The organism is Kitasatospora sp. NPDC008050 (genome assembly GCF_042957465.1).
In the GTDB taxonomy this organism is placed as follows: Bacteria; Actinomycetota; Actinomycetes; order Streptomycetales; family Streptomycetaceae; genus Kitasatospora.
This window is the reverse complement of the sequence record NZ_JBIBIJ010000005.1, coordinates 367,832-385,878: the sequence shown is the minus strand read 5'-3', so window position 1 is coordinate 385,878 and position 18,047 is coordinate 367,832. Positions and strand designations below refer to the sequence as shown.

Annotated in this window: 18 protein-coding genes; 12 read left to right on the top strand and 6 right to left on the bottom strand. The window is 72.8% G+C overall.

The features are described 5' to 3' along the window. Positions 1-37: 37 nt before the first annotated feature. Complete coding sequence (locus ACFZB9_RS13225; RefSeq protein ID WP_391446512.1) at positions 38-724, bottom strand: response regulator; 687 nt, start codon at positions 722-724, stop codon at positions 38-40. A gap of 13 nt (positions 725-737) precedes the next feature. Then, positions 738-1,940: a sensor histidine kinase gene (locus tag ACFZB9_RS13220; protein ID WP_391446510.1), complete on the bottom strand. Its 1,203-nt coding sequence runs from the start codon at positions 1,938-1,940 to the stop codon at positions 738-740. Positions 1,941-2,034: 94 nt separating this feature from the next. On the opposite strand from ACFZB9_RS13220, the gene ACFZB9_RS13215 reads away from it, so the two are divergent. Both ACFZB9_RS13215 and ACFZB9_RS13210 read left to right on the top strand, forming a co-directional pair. After that, the gene (locus tag ACFZB9_RS13215) at positions 2,035-3,042 is read left to right on the top strand and encodes an SAM-dependent methyltransferase (RefSeq protein WP_391446508.1); all 1,008 of its coding nucleotides are present in this window, start codon (positions 2,035-2,037) and stop codon (positions 3,040-3,042) included. 5 nt (positions 3,043-3,047) lie between these two features. Next, positions 3,048-4,214, top strand: a complete 1,167-nt coding sequence (locus ACFZB9_RS13210) for an NADH-quinone oxidoreductase subunit D (protein WP_391446763.1) — start codon at positions 3,048-3,050, stop codon at positions 4,212-4,214. Positions 4,215-4,277: 63 nt separating this feature from the next. Here ACFZB9_RS13210 and ACFZB9_RS13205 read toward each other — a convergent pair whose 3' ends face one another. Together ACFZB9_RS13205 and ACFZB9_RS13200 are read right to left on the bottom strand one after the other, a co-directional pair. Then, a complete protein-coding gene (locus ACFZB9_RS13205; RefSeq protein ID WP_391446507.1) occupies positions 4,278-5,111 on the bottom strand; it encodes a hypothetical protein in 834 nt (277 codons plus the stop codon). Positions 5,112-5,159: 48 nt separating this feature from the next. Then, complete coding sequence (locus ACFZB9_RS13200) at positions 5,160-5,915, bottom strand: alpha/beta fold hydrolase (protein ID WP_391446504.1); 756 nt, start codon at positions 5,913-5,915, stop codon at positions 5,160-5,162. Positions 5,916-6,032: 117 nt separating this feature from the next. Here ACFZB9_RS13200 and ACFZB9_RS13195 point away from each other — a divergent pair, with 117 nt between their 5' ends. From ACFZB9_RS13195 to ACFZB9_RS13175, 5 genes are all read left to right on the top strand, one after another. Then, positions 6,033-6,998 (top strand): Ppx/GppA family phosphatase, encoded by a 966-nt coding sequence (locus tag ACFZB9_RS13195; RefSeq protein ID WP_391446503.1) that lies wholly within the window; start codon positions 6,033-6,035, stop codon positions 6,996-6,998. 202 nt (positions 6,999-7,200) lie between these two features. After that, positions 7,201-8,022, top strand: a complete 822-nt coding sequence (locus ACFZB9_RS13190; protein ID WP_391446761.1) for a sugar phosphate isomerase/epimerase family protein — start codon at positions 7,201-7,203, stop codon at positions 8,020-8,022. Positions 8,023-8,051: 29 nt separating this feature from the next. Next, positions 8,052-8,816, top strand: a complete 765-nt coding sequence (locus tag ACFZB9_RS13185; RefSeq protein WP_391446501.1) for a class I SAM-dependent methyltransferase — start codon at positions 8,052-8,054, stop codon at positions 8,814-8,816. A 103-nt stretch (positions 8,817-8,919) separates the two neighbouring features. After that, a complete protein-coding gene (gene ilvD / locus ACFZB9_RS13180; protein WP_391446499.1) occupies positions 8,920-10,764 on the top strand; it encodes a dihydroxy-acid dehydratase in 1,845 nt (614 codons plus the stop codon). A 38-nt stretch (positions 10,765-10,802) separates the two neighbouring features. Continuing rightward, the gene (locus tag ACFZB9_RS13175) at positions 10,803-11,297 is read left to right on the top strand and encodes a hypothetical protein (RefSeq protein ID WP_391446497.1); all 495 of its coding nucleotides are present in this window, start codon (positions 10,803-10,805) and stop codon (positions 11,295-11,297) included. Here the strand turns inward: ACFZB9_RS13175 and ACFZB9_RS13170 are convergent, their stop codons facing one another. Together ACFZB9_RS13170 and ACFZB9_RS13165 are read right to left on the bottom strand one after the other, a co-directional pair. Then, entirely contained in the window at positions 11,298-12,470 is a 1,173-nt protein-coding gene (locus ACFZB9_RS13170; RefSeq protein WP_391446495.1) for a hypothetical protein, read from the bottom strand. Between the two features lie 122 nt (positions 12,471-12,592). Beyond that, positions 12,593-13,042: a hypothetical protein gene (locus tag ACFZB9_RS13165; RefSeq protein WP_391446493.1), complete on the bottom strand. Its 450-nt coding sequence runs from the start codon at positions 13,040-13,042 to the stop codon at positions 12,593-12,595. Positions 13,043-13,374: 332 nt separating this feature from the next. On the opposite strand from ACFZB9_RS13165, the gene proC reads away from it, so the two are divergent. The 5 genes from proC (at position 13,375) to ACFZB9_RS13140 (ending at position 17,950) form a co-directional block, all read left to right on the top strand. After that, a complete protein-coding gene (gene proC / locus ACFZB9_RS13160) occupies positions 13,375-14,202 on the top strand; it encodes a pyrroline-5-carboxylate reductase (protein ID WP_391446491.1) in 828 nt (275 codons plus the stop codon). Between the two features lie 53 nt (positions 14,203-14,255). Then, positions 14,256-14,939 (top strand): HAD family hydrolase, encoded by a 684-nt coding sequence (locus ACFZB9_RS13155; protein ID WP_391446760.1) that lies wholly within the window; start codon positions 14,256-14,258, stop codon positions 14,937-14,939. A gap of 138 nt (positions 14,940-15,077) precedes the next feature. After that, positions 15,078-16,292, top strand: coding sequence for an MFS transporter (locus tag ACFZB9_RS13150; RefSeq protein ID WP_391446489.1), 1,215 nt, complete (start codon positions 15,078-15,080; stop codon positions 16,290-16,292). Then, a complete protein-coding gene (locus tag ACFZB9_RS13145) occupies positions 16,273-17,484 on the top strand; it encodes an acetoin utilization protein AcuC (protein ID WP_391446487.1) in 1,212 nt (403 codons plus the stop codon). The genes ACFZB9_RS13150 and ACFZB9_RS13145 overlap by 20 nt, the downstream gene beginning before the upstream one ends. 256 nt (positions 17,485-17,740) lie before the next feature. Beyond that, positions 17,741-17,950: a helix-turn-helix domain-containing protein gene (locus tag ACFZB9_RS13140; RefSeq protein ID WP_035847941.1), complete on the top strand. Its 210-nt coding sequence runs from the start codon at positions 17,741-17,743 to the stop codon at positions 17,948-17,950. Positions 17,951-18,047 lie beyond the last annotated feature (97 nt).

Here is an 18,047-nt window from a genome sequence, read left to right as displayed (position 1 = left end):
CATCCTACGACCCGGCCCGGACCCGCCCGGACAAGCCCTAGGCGCGGCCGGCCCGCAGCAGTCCGGCCTCGTAGGCGAGCACCACGGCCTGCACCCGGTCGCGCAGGCCCAGCTTGCCCAGGATCCGCCCGACGTGGGTCTTCACGGTGGCCTCGGAGAGCACCAGCTCGGCGGCGATCTCGCTGTTCGACAGCCCCTGGGCGACCAGCAGGAAGACCTCGCGCTCGCGCTCGGTCAGCGGGGTCAGCGCGGGCGGGCCCGAGGCGGGCTGCGGGATGGGCAGCACCTCGGCGAACCGGTCGATCATCCGCCGGGTGGTGGTCGGGGCGACCACCGCGTCGCCGGCGTGCACCGAGCGGATCGCGGTGACCAGCTCGGTGGGCGGCACGTCCTTGAGCAGGAACCCGCTGGCCCCGGCCTTGAGCGCGGCGAAGGCGTACTCGTCCAGGTCGAAGGTGGTCAGGATGAGCACCTTGGGGGCTCCCGCGCGGGGGGTGCCGTCGGGTTCCAGGCAGATCCGCCGGGTGGCCTGCACGCCGTCCAGCCGGGGCATCCGGACGTCCATCAGGATCACGTCGACCTGGCTGGCGGCGGCCACCTCGATGGCCTGGGCGCCGTCGCCCGCCTCGGCGGCGATCTCGATGTCCGCCTGCGACTGCAGCACCATCCGGAAGCCGGTGCGCAGCAGTTCCTGGTCGTCGACGAGCATCACGCGGATCGTCACCTGGGGTTCTCCTTCATCGGGCCGTCTTGAGGGGGAGCACGGCGCGGATCCGGAACCCGCCGCCGGGCCGCGGGCCGGCGTCCAGGCTGCCGCTGACCATGCCGATCCGCTCACGCATGCCGATCAGACCATGGCCCTGGCCGTCCGTGCCGCCCCGGGAGAGCTGCTCGTCGGTGCTGCCACGGCCGTCGTCCTCGATCAGCACGTTCAGGTCGCGGTCGCCGAAGTCCACCGCCACCCGGGCGCTGACGTTCGGTCCGCCATGCTTGCGCACGTTGGTGAGGGCTTCCTGAACGATCCGGTAGACGGTCAGCTCGACGCCGCGCGGCAGCTCGCGGACCTCGCCCGAGGTGGAGTACTCCACCGGCAGGCCGGCGGTGCGCACCTGCTCCAGCAGCTCGGGCAGCTCCTCCACCCCGGGCTGCGGCACGTACTCCTCGATCGCGTCGGCGGTGCGCAGCACGCCCAGCAGGCGGCGCATCTCGACCAGCGCCTGCCGCCCGGTGGAGGCGATGGTGCCCAGCGCCTCCTTGGCCTGTTGCGGCGAGTTGTCCATCACGTAGGCGGCGCCGTCGGCCTGGACGATCATCACCGAGACGTTGTGGGCGACCACGTCGTGCAGTTCGCGGGCGATCCGGGCGCGCTCGGCGGCCACCGCCACCTTGGCCTGGGCGTCGCGTTCGCGCTCCAGCCGCGCCGCGCGGTCCTCCAGCTCCACCAGGTAGGCGCTGCGGACCCGGGTGAGGCGGCCCCAGGCCCAGCAGAGGATGAAGGGGGTGGAGAGCAGCGCGGCCACGAAGGCCTGCTGCAGGAAGCCGTGGACGGGTGAGCCGTCGTCCGAGGTCTTGTGCAGCATGCCGACCGTCAGCGGTCCGGCGAGCAGGCCGCTGACCAGCGCGAAGCGCGAGATCCAGGGGACGGCGAAGGCGGCGCCGGTGTAGACGAAGACCAGGTAGCCCAGCGAAGAGGCGTCCGGGTCGATGTTCGCCAGCACCTGCATCAGGCCGAGCAGCATCGCCGCGACCGTGGTCGGCCCCGGCCAGCGGCGGCGCACCACCATCAGGCCGAACATCAGCACGGTGATGAGGTAGTAGGCCTCGCGGCGCCAGCCGACGGTGTTCATGTTGGACACCAGGGCCAGGAAGAGCACGATGGACGCCCAGACGCCATCGACCACCATGGGGTGTCCGCGAAGCCAGGCGTAGAGTCGATGCACGTGACAAGCCTAGGCAGTCGCCGAGGGCCATCCCGTCCGCCACAAGAGCGATCCCGGCCTCGTCCGCAGGTCGGAGCCCGGTACCGTCGCGGACATGACCTGGATGCGCTGGCGACCCGCCATGGAAGGGGCCCTGTACGGGTCCCAGGGCGGCTTCTACCACCGTCCTGAGGGACCTGCCGGGCACTTCAGGACCTCCGTGCACGCCTCACCCCAGTACGCGGCGGCCGTCGGGCGCCTGCTCCTGGAGGTGGACGAGGCGCTCGGCCACCCCGAGGAGATCGCCCTGATCGACGTGGGGGCCGGCCGCGGGGAACTGGTCGGGGCGCTCTGCGAGCTGCTGCCGGGCCGGCTGCGCGCCTACGGCGTCGAGCTGGCGGCCCGCCCGGGCGGGTTGCCGCAGCAGGTGCGGTGGACCGAGCGGGTGCCCCAGGGGGCGGTGGGGCTGCTGTTCGCCAACGAGTGGCTGGACAACGTGCCGCTCGCGATCGCCGAACGGGACGAGGACGGTGTGCCGCGCTACGTCGAGGTCACCGTGACGGGGGAGGAGCGGCTCGGCCCGCCGTTGACCGGGGCCGACGCCGAGTGGGCGCAGCGGTGGTGGCCCGAGGGCGATCGGACCCAGGGGGAAAGGCTTGAGCTGGGCGGCACCCGGGACGCGGCCTGGGCGGCGGCGGTGGGCGCGCTGGACCGTGGGCTCGCGGTGGCGGTGGACTACGCGCACCGGAAGTCGGACCGGCCGATCTTCGGGACGCTGACCGGTTTCCGGGACGGCCGCGAGGTGCCCCCGGTGCCGGACGGCAGCTGCGACCTGACGGCGCACGTGGCGCTCGACTCGGTGGCCGTCCCCGGTGTCCACAGCCTGTGGACAACCCAGCGGGACGCCCTGCGCGCGCTCGGTGTCGACGGCAGCAGGCCGCCGCTCGCGCTGGCCTCCAGCGACCCGGCAGGGTACGTCCGGGCGCTGGCCGCCGCGGGGGAGGCGGCCGAGCTCACGGCCACCGCCGGGTTGGGCGGCTTCGGCTGGCTCGTCCAGGCTGTCCGGATGCCGGTACCGCGGAGCTTGGCGGGGCTGGCGGGATGGCAGACTCTGGGGGCATGAGCAGCTTGAGGGAGACCACGGTCGGCATCGGTGCGGGAGCCGCCCCCCTTGATGACGGTCTGGGCGCCTCCACCGACATGGTGCTGAACATCGGCCCGCAGCACCCGGCCACCCACGGTGTGCTCCGGCTCAAGCTGGTGCTGGACGGTGAGCGCATCGTCTCGGCCGAGCCGGTCATCGGCTACATGCACCGCGGCGCCGAGAAGCTCTTCGAGGCCCGGGACTACCGGCAGATCATCATGCTGGCCAACCGGCACGACTGGCTCTCCGCCTTCGCCAACGAGCTGGGCGTGGTGCTCGCCGTCGAGCGGATGCTGGGCATGGAGGTGCCCGAGCGCGCGGTGTGGACCCGCACCCTGCTCGCCGAACTCAACCGGGTGCTCAACCACCTGATGTTCATCGGCTCCTACCCGCTGGAGCTGGGCGGCATCACCCCCGTCTTCTACGCCTTCACCAGCCGCGAGGAACTCCAGCAGGTGCTGGAGGAGGCCAGCGGCGGCCGGATGCACTACATGTTCAACCGGGTCGGCGGCCTCAAGGAGGACCTGCCGGCCGGCTGGCTCGGCCGGGTCCGCACCGCGATCGCCGCCGTCCGCGGCCAGCTGCCGGTCTACCAGGACCTGGTGCTGGGCAACGAGATCTTCCGGGCCCGCACGGCGGGAGTCGGCGTGCTCGCCCCCGAGCACGTGCACGCCTACGGCATCACCGGCCCGATCGCCCGGGCCAGCGGCGTCGACTTCGACCTGCGCCGCGACGAGCCCTACCTGGCCTACGGCGAGCTGCAGGACGTGCTCACCGTGGCGGTGCGCGAGGAGGGCGACTGCCTGGCCCGCTTCGAGTGCCTGCTGGAGCAGACCACCAACTCGCTCGACCTGGCGGACGCCTGCCTGGACCGGCTGGAGCGGCTGCCGGGCGGGCCGGTCAACCTGCGGCTGCCCAAGGTGCTCAAGGCACCCGAGGGCGAGACCTACGCGTGGACCGAGAACCCGCTCGGGGTCAACGGCTACTACCTGGTCTCGCGCGGCGACAAGACGCCCTGGCGGCTCAAGCTGCGCTCGGCGTCCTTCAACAACATCCAGGCGCTGATCGAGCTGCTGCCCGGCACACTGGTGGCGGACATGGTGGCGATCCTCGGGTCGATGTTCTTCGTGGTCGGGGACATCGACAAGTAGCCGGGAGCCGGGCAGCCGCCGGCGGCTGCGCGTCCTTCTCGCGGCTGCGCGTCCGTCTTGCGGCTACGCGTCCTTCTTGCGCTTCGGGTCGGCGGGGTGCGGCGCGAGCTTGCGGTCGGCCCTGCTCTTGATCCGCTGGTCGCACAGCTCGGCCAGCACCGCGTAGGCCGCCGGGCCCATCAGCTCGGTCAGCTCGGCGCGGTAGCTGACGTAGACCGCGTCGGGGCCCTGGTGCGCCTCCGGGCTGCTGGTGCACCACCAGTGCAGGTCGTGGCCGCCCGGGCCCCAGCCGCGCCGGTCGTACTCGCCGATGCTCACCTGCAGGTAGCGGGTGTCGTCCGGGCGGTCGATCCAGTCGTAGGTGCGGCGGATCGGCAGCTGCCAGCAGACGTCCGGCTTGGTCTCCAGCGGCTCCTTGCCCTCCTGCAGGGCCAGCGTGTGCAGCGCGCAGCCCTGGCCGCCGGCGAAGCCGGGACGGTTGAGGAAGATGCAGGCGCCGTCGACCCGGCGGGTCTGCCGGTCGCCGTCCTCGTCCAGCATGGTGATGCCGCCGTCGAGCTTGAGCCGGCCCTTCTTGTCGGTGCCCCGCTCGAAGTACTGCCAGGTCTCGGGGGTCAGCCGCTTGGCGTGCTCGATGACGCGCTGCTCGTCGTCCTCGTCCGAGTAGTGCGCGCCCAGCGTGCAGCAGCCGTCGGACTCGCCGCGGCCCGGGCGGATGCCGTGGCAGCCCTGGCCGAAGATGCAGCCCCAGCGGGAGGTCAGCCAGGTCAGGTCGCAGCGGAAGACCTGCTCGTCGTCGGCGGGGTCGGCGAACTCGACCCAGGCGCGCGGGAAGTCCAGCCCGACCTCGGGCTGGGGCTTCTTGAGGGTGGGGGCGGGGATGTCGATGGCGGCCACCCGGCAAGGGTAGCCGCCATCGGCGACGGTGCCGCCTGAAGCGCCTCGTCAGCCCCGCAGGAAGGCCTCCAGCGCGGTGGCGAAGGCGACCGGGGTCTCGTACATCGGGTAGTGGCCGGTGGCCGGCAGCACCTGCAGCTCGGCGGCCGGGTAGAGCGGCTGCCAGCCGGTGCGGAAGGTCTCGGTGGTGAGCGCCAGGTCCAGCTCGCCGACGAAGACCCGCACCGGCAGCGGCAGACCGGCCACCTTCGCGGCGAAGTCCTGGGTGGTCCACTCGGTCAGATAGGCGTCGAAGGCGTCCACCCGGCTGGTCGCCGTGGAGCGGGCCACCATCCGGTCCAGCCAGACGGCGTTCGCCCGCTGCCCGGTGACCTGGTCCAGGATCATCCGCCGGGCGGTGAAGTTGCGCGGGGCGGCGTGGAACAGGGCGTGCTCCTGCTCGCCGAGCGGGAAGGCCGCGGCCGGCACCGGCGCGACGGCGGCCAGCTTGCGCACCCGGTGCGGCGCCTGGGCCAGCACCAGCTGGGCCGCCTTGGCGCCCATCGAGTGGCCGACCAGCGAGAACTGCTCCCAGCCCAGCTCGTCGGCGAGGGCGAGGGTGTCGGCGGCGATCTCGGCGAGGGTGAACTCGCCGGGGACCTCGACCCGCTCGCCGTAGCCGCGGTAGTCGAGGAAGGCGTAGCCGAAGGCGCTCTTGTCCAGGTAGTCCAGGAACGGGCCCCAGCCGGCCGTGGTGCCGAACCAGTCGTGCAGGACGATGACTTTGTGCTCGCCGGCGCCCAGGCGGCGGTGACTGATCGTCATGATGGGTGGCTCCCGGGGTGTGAGTGGTCGTCAGCCACCAGGCTGGCCCGCGAGCCGCCCGATCGGCAATCGAACAGGCGGGATTTCCGCAGGTGCCGTGGCGTAGCGTGGGGATCTATGCGACTCGGTGTGCTCGACGTAGGTTCCAACACCGTCCACTTCCTCGTGGTGGACGCCCACCGCGGCGCCGCACCGCTGCCCGCGTATTCGCACAAGGCGGAGCTGCGGCTGGCCGAAATGCTCGACGAGCGCGGGGCGATCCGGGACGACGGGGTGGCCCGGCTGATCGACATGGTCGCCTCCTCGCTGCGGGTGGCCGAGGACAAGGGCGTGGTCGACCTGCTGCCGTTCGCCACCTCGGCGGTGCGCGAGGCGGCCAACGGCGAGAGCGTGCTGCGCCGGGTGCGCGAGGAGACCGGCGTCGAGCTGACCGTGCTCGCCGGGCAGGACGAGGCGCGGCTGACCTTCCTGGCCGTGCGCCGCTGGTTCGGCTGGTCCTCGGGGCGGCTGCTCGACCTGGACATCGGCGGCGGCTCGCTGGAGATCGCCTGCGGCATCGACGAGCAGCCGGACACCGCCTGCTCGCTGCCGCTGGGCGCGGGCCGGCTGACCGCGAACTGGCTGCCGGGCGACGTGGCCGACCCTGAGGCGGTGCGCGAGCTGCGCCGCCACATCCGGGCCGAGATCGCCGGCGTGGTCGGCGAGGTGGCCAGACTCGGGCCGCCGGACCACGCGGTGGCCACCTCCAAGACCTTCAAGCAGCTGGCCCGGATGACCGGCGCCGCGCCCGCCGAGGCCGGCCCGCGGGTGCCGCGCCGGCTCACCCGCAGCGGTCTGGCCGCCTGGGTGCCGCGGCTGGCCGCGATGACGGCGGCCGAGCGGGCCAAGATCCCCGGTGTCTCCGAGGGCAGGTCCCGCCAGCTGCTGGCCGGCGCGCTGGTGGCGGACGCGGCGATGGACCTGTTCGGCCTGGAGGCGCTGGACATCTGCCCGTGGGCGCTGCGCGAGGGGATCATCCTGCGCCGGCTGGACAGCATGGGGCAGCAGGGCGCCGCGACCCCGCCCGCGCTGCTGGGCGCTTAACCTGAATCCCGTGGAGGAGCGGTCTCCGGTGGAGGAGCAGGCGAAGAGAGCGGGCGGCGGGCGCGCCGAGGAGCAGCCGCGCCGGCGCGGCGGGCCGTCGCCGTCGGAGCCCGCGCCGCGGCCCAGGCTGCCCAGGGCGCCGCGCCGCAAGGCGGCCGTCTTGCGGCGCGAGCCGCTGCTGCGCACCACCGACCGGCTGGTGCTGCCCGCGCACCCCGCGCTGCACGTCCCGGACACCAAGGTCGCGCTCTCCACCGCCTCGGTCTACCCCGACAACACCGCGATCGCCTTCGAGCTGGCCGCCAAGCTGGGCTACGACGGCGTGGAGGTGATGGTCTGGAACGACCCGGTCAGCCAGGACCTGGACGCGCTGCGCGCACTGGGCGAGAAGTACCGGATGCCGATCCTGGCGGTGCACGCGCCCTGCCTGCTGATCACCCAGCGGGTCTGGACCACCGACCCGTGGACCAAGCTGAAGCGGGCCAGGGCGGCGGCCGAGACGCTGGGCGCCGACACCGTGGTGGTCCACCCCCCGTTCCGCTGGCAGCGCAGTTACGCGCGCGAGTTCGTCCAGGGCATCGACCGGATGGCGGGCGAGACGGCGGTGCGGTTCGCGGTGGAGAACATGTACCCGTGGCGCTACAAGGACCGCGAGGTGCTCGCCTACGCCCCCGGCTGGGAGGTCACCGAGGAGGCGTACCGGCACTTCACCGTCGACCTCTCGCACGTGGCCACCTCGCGGATCGACGCCTTCGCGCTGGTCGACCGGATGGGCGACCGGCTGGCCCACGTGCACCTGGCGGACGGCTCCGGCTCCGGCAAGGACGAGCACCTGATCCCCGGGCGCGGCAAGCAGCCCTGCGCCGAGCTGCTGGAGCGCCTGGCGCGCACCGGTTTCGAGGGCCATGTGGTGCTGGAGGTCAACACCCGGCGCTCCGGTTCGCCCGCCGAGCGGGAGGCCGATCTGGCCGAGGCGCTGGCCTTCACCCGACTGCATCTGGCCACCGGCTCGCGCGTACCCTGACGGTACGAACGATCTGCCGAAGGGGTGCCATGACGGACAATCAGCACAGGGCCCACGCGGAGAGTTTCGGCGCGGTGGCCGCCGAGTACGACCGCGCTCGGCCGTCCTATCCCGATGAACTCTTCCAGGCGATCGAGGAGTTGACCGGCCGTGTGATCAAGGGCGCGGCGGTGCTGGACGTCGGCGCCGGCACCGGCATCGCCACCAGGCTGCTGCACGCCCGTGGCGCCCGGGTCACCGCCGTCGAACCGAGCCCCGGGATGGCGGCCCAGCTGCACCGGGTCAGCCCGGAGATCACGCTGATCAAGGGCGACGGCAACGACCTGCCGTGCCACGACGCCACCGCGGACCTGATCACCTACGCCCAGGCCTTCCACTGGACCGACCCCGAGCGCTCGCTGCCCGAGGTGCTGCGGGTGCTGCGCCCGGGCGGCGCGGTGGCGCTGTGGTGGAACATCAAGGACCGCTCGGTGCCGTATCTGGCCGCGCAGGAGGCCCGGCTGGTCGCGGCGCTGCCCTCGTACCACTACTACGGGGCGATGAACGCGATCGGCGACCAGCTGGCCCGCCACCCCTTCGAGGTGGCCCGGCGCACGCTGCGCTGGGAGCGCCGGCTCGGCGTCGAGGAGGTGCTGACCGACCTGCGCTCGAAGTCGTACTTCGCGGTGCTGGAGCCCGAGGTTCGCGAGCCGGTGCTGGCCGCCGAACGGGAGGCGCTGCTGGCCGACTTCCCGGACGGGCAGGTCGTCGAGCCGTACCAGCTGGACCTCTGGGTCGGCGTCAAGCGAGCCTGAGCGGCGCGCTCGCCGGGGTGACCGGCATGCGGACGGCGGGTCCGGCGGGTGGGACGGGGGCGTAGGCTCGGCTGTTACCTACCCCTGGGAATGGAGAGATCCCGTGCCCGAGCTGAAGTCCCGTACGGTCACCCACGGTCGCAACATGGCAGGCGCCCGCGCCCTCCTCCGGGCCGCCGGTGTAGCCCGGGAGGACTTCGGCAAGCCGATCATCGCGGTCGCCAACTCCTTCACCGAGTTCGTGCCGGGCCACACCCACCTGCAGCCGGTGGGCCGGATCGTCTCCGAGGCGATCCAGGCGGCCGGCGGCATCGCCCGCGAGTTCAACACGATCGCGGTGGACGACGGCATCGCGATGGGCCACCACGGCATGCTCTACTCGCTGCCCTCGCGCGACCTGATCGCCGACAGCGTGGAGTACATGGTCAGCGCGCACTGCGCGGACGCGCTGATCTGCATCTCCAACTGCGACAAGATCACCCCCGGCATGCTGATGGCCGCACTGCGCCTCAACATCCCCACCGTCTTCGTCTCCGGCGGCCCGATGGAGGCCGGCCAGGCGGTGCTGGTGGACGGCACGGTGCGCAAGCTCGACCTGGTGAACGCGATCTCCGACGCCGTCGACGAGAACGTCTCGGACGCGGACATCGCGATCATCGAGGAGAACGCCTGCCCGACCTGCGGCTCCTGTTCGGGCATGTTCACCGCCAACTCGATGAACTGCCTCACCGAGGCGATCGGCCTCTCGCTGCCCGGCAACGGCTCCACGCTGGCCACCCACACCGCCCGCCGGGCGCTGTACGAGGACGCGGGCCGCACCGTCGTCGAGATCACCAAGCGGCACTACGACGGCGACGACTACTCGGTGCTGCCGCGCTCCATCGCCACCCGCGCGGCCTTCGAGAACGCGATGGCGCTGGACATCGCCATGGGCGGCTCGACCAACACCATCCTGCACCTGCTGGCCGCCGCCCAGGAGGCCGAGCTGGACTTCGACATGCGGGCGATCGACCAGATCTCGCGCCGGGTGCCCTGCCTGTCCAAGGTCGCGCCGAACGGCTCGTACTACATGGAGGACGTGCACCGGGCCGGCGGCATCCCGGCGATCCTGGGCGAGCTGTACCGCGGCGGGATGCTCAACGAGGACGTGCACACGGTGCACAGCGACTCGCTCGCCGAGTGGCTGAAGACCTGGGACGTCCGCGGCGGCTCCCCCTCGCCGACCGCCGTCGAACTGTTCCACGCGGCGCCCGGCTGCGTCCGCTCGGCCACCGCCTTCTCGCAGTCCGAGCGCTGGGAGACGCTGGACACCGACGCCGCCGGCGGCTGCATCCGCAGCGTCGAGCACGCCTACTCGGTGGAGGGCGGGCTGGCCGTGCTCTACGGCAACCTGGCCGAGGACGGCTGCATCGTGAAGACGGCCGGTGTGGACGAGTCGATCTGGACCTTCAGCGGCCCGGCCGTGGTGCTGGAGTCGCAGGAGGACGCGGTGGACGCGATCCTGACCAAGCGGATCAAGGCGGGCGACGTGGTGGTCATCCGCTACGAGGGCCCCAAGGGCGGCCCCGGCATGCAGGAGATGCTCTACCCCACCTCCTTCCTCAAGGGCCGGGGTCTGGGCAAGGTCTGCGCGCTGATCACCGACGGCCGGTTCTCCGGCGGCACCTCGGGCCTGTCGATCGGCCACGCCTCCCCGGAGGCGGCCGCGGGCGGCACCATCGCGCTGGTCGAGGACGGTGACGTCATCTCGATCGACATCCCGGGCCGCTCGGTGCAGCTGGAGGTCTCCTTCGAGGAACTGCACGAGCGCCGGCTGCGCCTGGAGGCGTCGGGCGGCTACCAGCCGGTGCACCGCGACCGCCCGGTCAGCGCGGCGCTGAAGGCGTACGCGGCGATGGCCACCTCGGCGGACAAGGGCGCGGTGCGCGACGTCAGCCGACTGGGGTGAGCGGCCGGGCTCCGGGGCTGCTCGGTGATACTGGAGGGGTGACCGACGAGCGCCCCACCCCCGCAGCAGCCCCCGAGCCGATCCGCTTCTTCGGCACCAGCTGGGTGGCGCGCGGCGCCGACTACTGGGTGCGGCGGGTGGTCGTCTCGCTCGGCGCGATGCTGACGGTGGCCCTCGGCGCGCTGGTGCTGCGCTTCGCGGTGAGCGGGGTGCAGCTCTCCAAGGCGGGCGGCTTCGTCAACGGGCTGCTGCTCGCCGCCATCGCCGTCTGCTCCTGCCTGGCGGCGCTGCGGAACTGGAAGATTCTCGCCGAGGGCCGCGACTCGCTGGACGGCTGGATGGCCGAGGACAAGTCGCTCGGGGCGGTCTGGCTGATCGGCTGCGTGGGCGCGGCCGCGGCGTACTTCTTCCGCAGCCTGGTCGAGGCCCCGGGCGAGGCGGTCAAGCGGGCGGCCTGGGAACGCGAGACCGCCCGGCTCGTGAAGCGGCAGGCTTCGCGGGACGGGCGGCCGGGGAAGCGGAAGAAGCGGTAGCTAGGTGCGGCTCACGCTTCCGCACTTGCCATCGTTGTCGGGCAGCGGCTTGCTGCGGTCGTAGGGGTCGCTGGTCGGGCCGCCGTCCGGGCCACCGCTACCGGCGCCGGGCATCGCGGGCCGTGGGAACTCCGGTTCCAGCCAGCCGTCACCCACCACGCAGTAGTTGTTGCCCATGTCGCTGTTGCCCTTGCCGAAGTACAGCTTGTCGGCCGAGACCTTGAAGTGGGCCGGGTCGTAGAAGACGAAGTCCTGCACCCGGCGGACGATCTCGCGGGTGACCTCGGCGATCGGCTCCAGGCTCCGCAGGGAGACCGACTGCTGGTTGCCGCTCGGGGAGGCCGAGGGGCCGGGCACGCTCGACGGATCGAATACCTGCGGGCCTGGTACCAGGGCATAGACGAAGGTGTAGTCGGTGTGGACCACCACGCCCTTGCTGTCGTCCGGGTCGGTGTCGCCCTCGAAGGTGATCCGGCCCTGGAGCTTGACCACGCTGCCGGCCGGTATCGCCGTGCGTGGGTTGAACCGGCTGATCCAGCTGGTCGGGTCGTGGTCCGGTCCCGGATGGGCGAGGGCGTCCTCAAGTTCGCTTCGGGTCTTTCCACCCAGCAGGCCCACCACTTGCTGCGGGTCGCCGCCCGCGACCACGCCCGGGTCCAGGTTGGCGCCCACCAGGAACTGCTTCACCAGCTTCAGCTGCGCCGCCACCTCGTCGGCGCCGAACACCCCGGTGGCCTGCGCCTGCGGCAGCACGATCGCGTCCGCCCCGGCGGGCCAGGCATCGGCGGGCGAGCCCGCCCACGGATGGGCCACCGACGGGACCTGCGGGACCTGCGTGGAGGGCGCCGCCGTGGGCCGGGCCGTCTCCGGGGCCTGGGTGACCACCGGCTCGGGGTTCACCGGAAGGGCGGCGGCCGCCCTGTCCGAGCTGCCGCCGAACCTGTTCTGGTACCAGCTGTGCAGCCCGTTGATGTTGAGCCCGGCGCTCACCACGGCGACGGTGAGCAGCAGGAAGACCGGCGTCTGCCAGCCCGTCGTGCTGCGGCGCTTCGGGTTGCCCCAGGGGTCCGCGGCCTTCGGCGGCCGTGCGAACCGGCGCTGAGGGGTCCTGGTCGGCTCCTGCTGCTGAGGATCGCCGGGGGGCTGCTGGTCGGGGTCTTCGGCTATCGGCACCGGGTCAGTATGCCGATCGGGTAAGACAGTTCGCACACCGGCCGGACAACTTGCGGGCGGCCGGTGTGCGTTCTGTGCGATCTGTGGTGATTGCTCCCCGCCCGGGGCGGGGTGGCCTCCCGTCAGCCCGAGTGCCGGGCGGCCTTGACCGAGCCGACCACGCCGGCCACCACCAGCAGGATGCCGGCCGGGAGCAGGGAGGTGAACAGGGCGCCGAACACGCCCCAGCTGCCGAGCAGGGTCAGGGCCAGCGTGTTGAGCACCAGCAGGGCTCCGCTGGCGGGCAGTGCGGCCTGCCAGGGGTGGGCGTCGGCCCAGCGGCGCAGCCGGCGGTCGCCGGTGTCCTTGCGCAGCTGGCCGCCGACCGTGCCGACCAGGAAGAAGAAGAACAGCGCCAGCCCGACCGGGCCGGCCAGGATGCCGGTGGACCAGTGTCCGGTCACCACGTCCACGGCCAGGGCGGCACCGCCCACCACCGCGCCCACCGCCGCGGCTGCGCGCCACGGTCCGACGGTGGCGGAGGCGACGGCCAGCTGACGGTTCTCGCGTCGCGACAGATTTCCGTGTTCCATGCCTCTACGGTGCTCCTCGGGCGGCGCCCGGGCCAGCCTCTGCGGCCCTGAGTTTTCCCCTACTGGTGAGCCCTGCCGGGTGCGCCCTCCAGTAGGGGACCGGCGCCCGGGTCTCCTCCTGAGGGCCTGTGCCCGGCCCCGCTCGAACTTGACCCGCTCGAACTTGACCCGGGCGAGCCGGACCCGGGCGAGCCGGACCCGGGCGCCGGTCGCCCCGGCGGGGTCATCCCGCTGGTCACCAGATGTCCGCCCGATGGACACGCCCCCCGATCCGGCGGGCCCTGGTGCGAGGATGGGCGGCAGTACCGTCGCGGTGATCAAGGAGTCACGCCATGACCAGCAGCGCCGTCCACCCTCAGCGGATCGCTTTTCTGGGTACCGGCAAGATCGGTGAGGCACTGCTCTCCGGGCTGCTGCGGTCGGGCAAGCGACCGGCCGAACTCTGGGTCACCGCGCGCCGCCCCGAGCGGGCCGCCGAACTGGCGCGCAAGTACGGCGTGGCGGCCTGCTCCAACAAGGAGGCGGCCGGCCTCGCCGACACCCTGATCCTGGCCGTCAAGCCGCAGGACATGGGCACCCTGATGGAGGAGCTGGGCCCGCACGTCGCCCCCGAGCGCCTGGTGATCTCGGCCGCGGCCGGCATCCCCACCCGCTGGTTCGAGGCCCGGCTGCCGGCCGGCACCCCGGTGGTGCGGGTGATGCCCAACACGCCCGTCCTGGTCGACGAGGGCATGAGCGTGATCTCCGGCGGCTCGCACGCCACCGAGGAGCACCTGCGGCGCGCCGAGCAGATCTTCGAGTCGGTCGGCAAGGCCCTGCGGCTGCCGGAGGCCCAGCAGGACGCGGCCACCGCGCTCTCCGGCTCGGGTCCGGCCTACTTCTACTACCTGGTGGAGGCGATGACCGACGCCGGGATCCTGCTCGGCCTGCCCCGGCAGGTGGCGCACGACCTGATCGTGCAGTCCGCGATCGGTGCCTCGGTGATGCTGCGCGACTCCGGCGAGCACCCGGTCAAGCTGCGCGAGGCGGTCACCTCGCCGGCCGGCACCACCATCGCGGCCATCCGCGAGCTGGAGAACCACGGGGTGCGCGCCGCGCTGCTGGGCGCCCTGGAGGCCGCCCGGGACCGCTCCCAGGAACTCGCCTCGGGCGGGAAGTGAGCCGGGACGTGGCCCAGGAACCTCACCGGGACGTGGCCCAGGAACCGAACCGGCTGCCCGGCGAACCGACGAACCCGCACCGCCGCTACGACCTGGTCGTCTTCGACAACGACGGCGTGCTGGTCGACAGCGAGCCGATCGCCAACCGGCTGCTCGCCGGGTACCTCACCGAACTCGGCTACCCGACCACCATCGAGGACTCCTACCGGGACTTCATGGGCCGCGCGGCCCACGCGGTGCCGGAGGTGGTCGCCGAGCGGTTCGGCGGCACGCTGCCCGACGGCTTCCAGGCCGCCTTCCACGCCCGGGTCTTCGCCGCCTTCCAGCAGGAGCTGGCCCCGGTGCCGGGCGCGGCCGAGCTGCTCAAGGAGCTGGCCGAGCGCGGTGTGCCGTACTGCCTGGCCTCCTCGGCCGGGCACGACTGGATCCGCACCGCGCTCGACCTGACCGGCCTGCGCGGCTTCTTCGCCGAGGAGCGGATCTTCAGCGCCCAGGACGTCGGCGTCGGCAAGCCCGCGCCCGACCTGTTCCAGCACGCCGCCCGCACCCTGGCCGCCGATCCGGCCCGCTGCCTGGTGATCGAGGACAGCGCGATGGGCGTGCTGGCCGCCCGGGCGGCCGGGATGGACGTGTACGGCTACACCGCGCTCACCCCGGCCGCGCGGCTGACCGGGGCCGGCGCCACCGGCCTGATCGCAAGCCTGGCCGAGGTGGCGCCCCTGCTCGGCACCGGCTGACGCCGCTCGGCGCCGACCTGCTCGGCAGCGCTGGATCAGTGCGGTCGGACCCCTCCCCAAAAGTCGGCCCACCCCCTACGCTCACGCCAATGTCGTCGTACCGGCCGGTAGTGGCGCCGGTGGTGAGCGAGGTCCCGGATGACGTCAGCGGAGCCGACGGCCGAGCAACCGGCCGCACTGCGCCAGGCCCGTACCGCCCTGCTGGTCAGCTTCCTGCTCCAGGGCGCGACCTTCGCCCTGCTGGTCACCCGGATCCCCGGCCTGCAACGCCAGTACGCGCTGACCGACGGCACCCTGACCGTCATCCTGGCCGCCGTGCCGATCCTGGCCGGCGTCGGGTCGCTCTGCTCCGAGCAACTGGTCAGGCGGACCAGCCCGCGCGCCGTGCTGCGCACCGTCCAGCCGCTGCTCATCCTGACCCTGGTCACCGGCGGACTCGGCCACCGGCTCTGGGCGCTGGTGCCGGTGCTGGCCGCCTTCGGCCTGCTGACCGGTGCGCTGGACGCCTCGATGAACATGCTCGCGGTGGCCCTGCAGCACCGCTACGGGCGTTCGATCATGCTCGGCTTCTACGCCGCCTACAGCCTCGGCGGGATCATCGGCGCGCTGCTGGCCAGCGCCGGCGCGCGCCTGCACCTGCTCACCCTGTTCGGCGCCTGCGCGGTCGTGCTGATCCCGGCCGCGCTGCTCGCCGGCCGCTCCTTCGCCGGCCCGCGCGAACTGGGCTCCGCCGTCCAGGAGGCCGCCGCGGCCGCCGCCCGGGCGATCCCCTGGAAGCCGCTGCTGCCGCTCTGCGCCGTGCTGGCCTTCGCCTACATCGCGGACGCGACGGTCTCCAACTGGAGCGCCAAGGACCTGACCGAGTCGCTGCACAGCTCGGACCGGGTCGCCGCGCTCGCCTACGCCGGCTACCTGACCACCCTGCTGATCGGCCGCACGGTCGGCGACCGCTGGGTCCAGCGGTTCGGCGCCACCGCCGTGGTGCGCGCCGGCGCCGGGGTGGCCGCACTGGGCCTGCTGATCGCCGCGCTGGCCCCCACGCCGTGGCTGGGCATCGCCGGCTTCACGGTGCTCGGGGTCGGCAACTGCGCGGTGATCCCGCAGGTCTTCGCGGCCGGCGGCCGGCTCTTCCCGGACGACCTGGACGCGGCCGTGGCCCGGCTCAACCTCTTCAACTACGTGGGATTCCTGGTCGGCGCCCCGCTGGTGGGCGCGATTGCCGGGGCCAGCTCGTACCACTGGGCGCTGCTGGCACCGATGCTGCTGGTGCTCGCCGTGGTCCCGCTCGCCGGGCACTTCGCGGCGCCCGCGAAGCGGCCGCTAGCTTTGGACCATGCCTCAAGCCGAGCCTGACCAGCCCTGCAGCCTGCGCCTCTTCTGGGACGAGGCGGTCACCGCCTACGACTTCGGTCCGGGACACCCGATGGATCCGACCCGGCTCGCGCTCACCATGCGGCTGGTCGAGGCGTTCGAACTGACCGCCGCCGCCGGGGTGACGGTGGCCGCCGCGCCGCCGGCCGGCGAGTCCACCCTGCACCTGGTGCACCGCCTGGACTACATCGAGGCGGTCCGCCGGGCGGCGGCCGCCGCCACCCAGGTCGCCGCGACACCGGACGAGCGGCACGGCCTGGGCACCGAGGACAACCCGGCCTTCGCCGCCATGCACACCGCCTCGGCGCTCATCGCCGGGCAGTCGGTGGCCGCGGCCGAGGCCGTCTGGCGGGGCAGCGCCCGGCACGCCGTCAACTTCGCCGGCGGCCTGCACCACGCGATGCCCGGGCGGGCAGCCGGCTTCTGCGTCTACAACGACGCCGCGCTCGCCGTCGCCCGGCTGCTCGAACTCGGTGCCGAGCGGGTGGTCTACATCGACGTGGACGTGCACCACGGCGACGGCGTGCAGCAGGCCTTCTGGGACGACCCCAGAGTGCTCACCATCTCGCTGCACGAACACCCCAGCACGCTGTTCCCGCAGACCGGCTGGCCGACCGAGACCGGCGGCGAGGGCGCCGAGGGCTTCGCCGCCAACCTGCCGCTGCCCGCCGGCACCGGCGACGCGGGCTGGCTGCGCGCCTTCCACGCCCTGGTGCCCGAACTCCTTGCCGCCTTCCGGCCGGAGGTGATCGTCTCCCAGCACGGCGCCGACACCCACATCGAGGACCCGCTGGCCCACCTCGCGGTCACCGTGGACGCCCAGCGCGCGGTCGCCCTGAGCCTGCACGAGCTGGCCCACCAGCACTGCGAGGGCCGTTGGGTGGCCCTGGGCGGTGGCGGCTACGCGGTGGTGGACGTGGTGCCGCGCACCTGGACCCACCTGGTGGCCACCGCCGCGGGCCGGCCGATCGCGCCGCAGACCGAGACGCCGCCGCACTGGCGCGCCGAGGTTTACCGGTTGACCCGCCGTCAGGCACCTGCTCGGATGACCGACGGCGCCACGGCGGGCTGGCGCGACTTCATGGAGAGCGGCTACGACCCGGGCGACCGCCTCGACCAGGCGATCCTGGCGGCCCGCCGCGCGGTCTACCCGCACCACGGCCTGCTGCCCTGAGCCGGGGCGCCGGTCCTTCCGCTGCCGCGGGTCTGGTGGCCGAGGCCTGCTCGGTGCACGATGGAGCGCGGAGCGCCTGCGCCAGAGGATGGACCGACTACCTACTGCAACAGTCGGATCTCTGACCGTAAAACATCTCGGCGCCCCCCTCTTCCCACTGGTATCACCCGCAACTACTCTGGGGATACGCGTGTGTCGGTGGAGTCACCGGAGGGGAAGCCGGTGCCTTGCACACGGAAAAGGGTCGGGTGAGGTCATGAGTTCCGGCGAACGCCCCCTGCAAGAGGTCAACTTCCTGACCGTGGCGGAAGTCGCCTCGGTCATGAGGGTGTCCAAGATGACGGTCTACCGGTTGGTGCACAGCGGAGAGCTGCCCGCCATCCGGGTCGGCCGGTCCTTCCGGGTGCCCGAACAGGCGGTCCACGACTACCTCAAGGACTCCTACGTCGGCCGACAGAGCGCCTGACCGGCGGGCCCGTTCGGTCCCGATTACGGGGCTGGCCGGGTAAACGGTAGGCTAGGCCCTCCGTCAGTCGTATGGACTCCGTCTCTCACGGGCGGGA

What these genes read in the sequence shown, in the direction of transcription:
- ACFZB9_RS13215 (WP_391446508.1), top strand. Translation starts at nt 2,035, where the DNA reads ATGACCTGGATGCGCTGGCGACCCGCCATGGAAGGGGCCCTGTACGGG.
- ACFZB9_RS13200 (WP_391446504.1), bottom strand. Translation starts at nt 5,915, where the DNA reads ATGACGATCAGTCACCGCCGCCTGGGCGCCGGCGAGCACAAAGTCATC.
- ACFZB9_RS13195 (WP_391446503.1), top strand. Translation starts at nt 6,033, where the DNA reads ATGCGACTCGGTGTGCTCGACGTAGGTTCCAACACCGTCCACTTCCTC.
- ACFZB9_RS13185 (WP_391446501.1), top strand. Translation starts at nt 8,052, where the DNA reads ATGACGGACAATCAGCACAGGGCCCACGCGGAGAGTTTCGGCGCGGTG.
- ACFZB9_RS13165 (WP_391446493.1), bottom strand. Translation starts at nt 13,042, where the DNA reads ATGGAACACGGAAATCTGTCGCGACGCGAGAACCGTCAGCTGGCCGTC.
- proC (WP_391446491.1), top strand. Translation starts at nt 13,375, where the DNA reads ATGACCAGCAGCGCCGTCCACCCTCAGCGGATCGCTTTTCTGGGTACC.
- ACFZB9_RS13150 (WP_391446489.1), top strand. Translation starts at nt 15,078, where the DNA reads ATGACGTCAGCGGAGCCGACGGCCGAGCAACCGGCCGCACTGCGCCAG.
- ACFZB9_RS13145 (WP_391446487.1), top strand. Translation starts at nt 16,273, where the DNA reads ATGCCTCAAGCCGAGCCTGACCAGCCCTGCAGCCTGCGCCTCTTCTGG.
- ACFZB9_RS13140 (WP_035847941.1), top strand. Translation starts at nt 17,741, where the DNA reads ATGAGTTCCGGCGAACGCCCCCTGCAAGAGGTCAACTTCCTGACCGTG.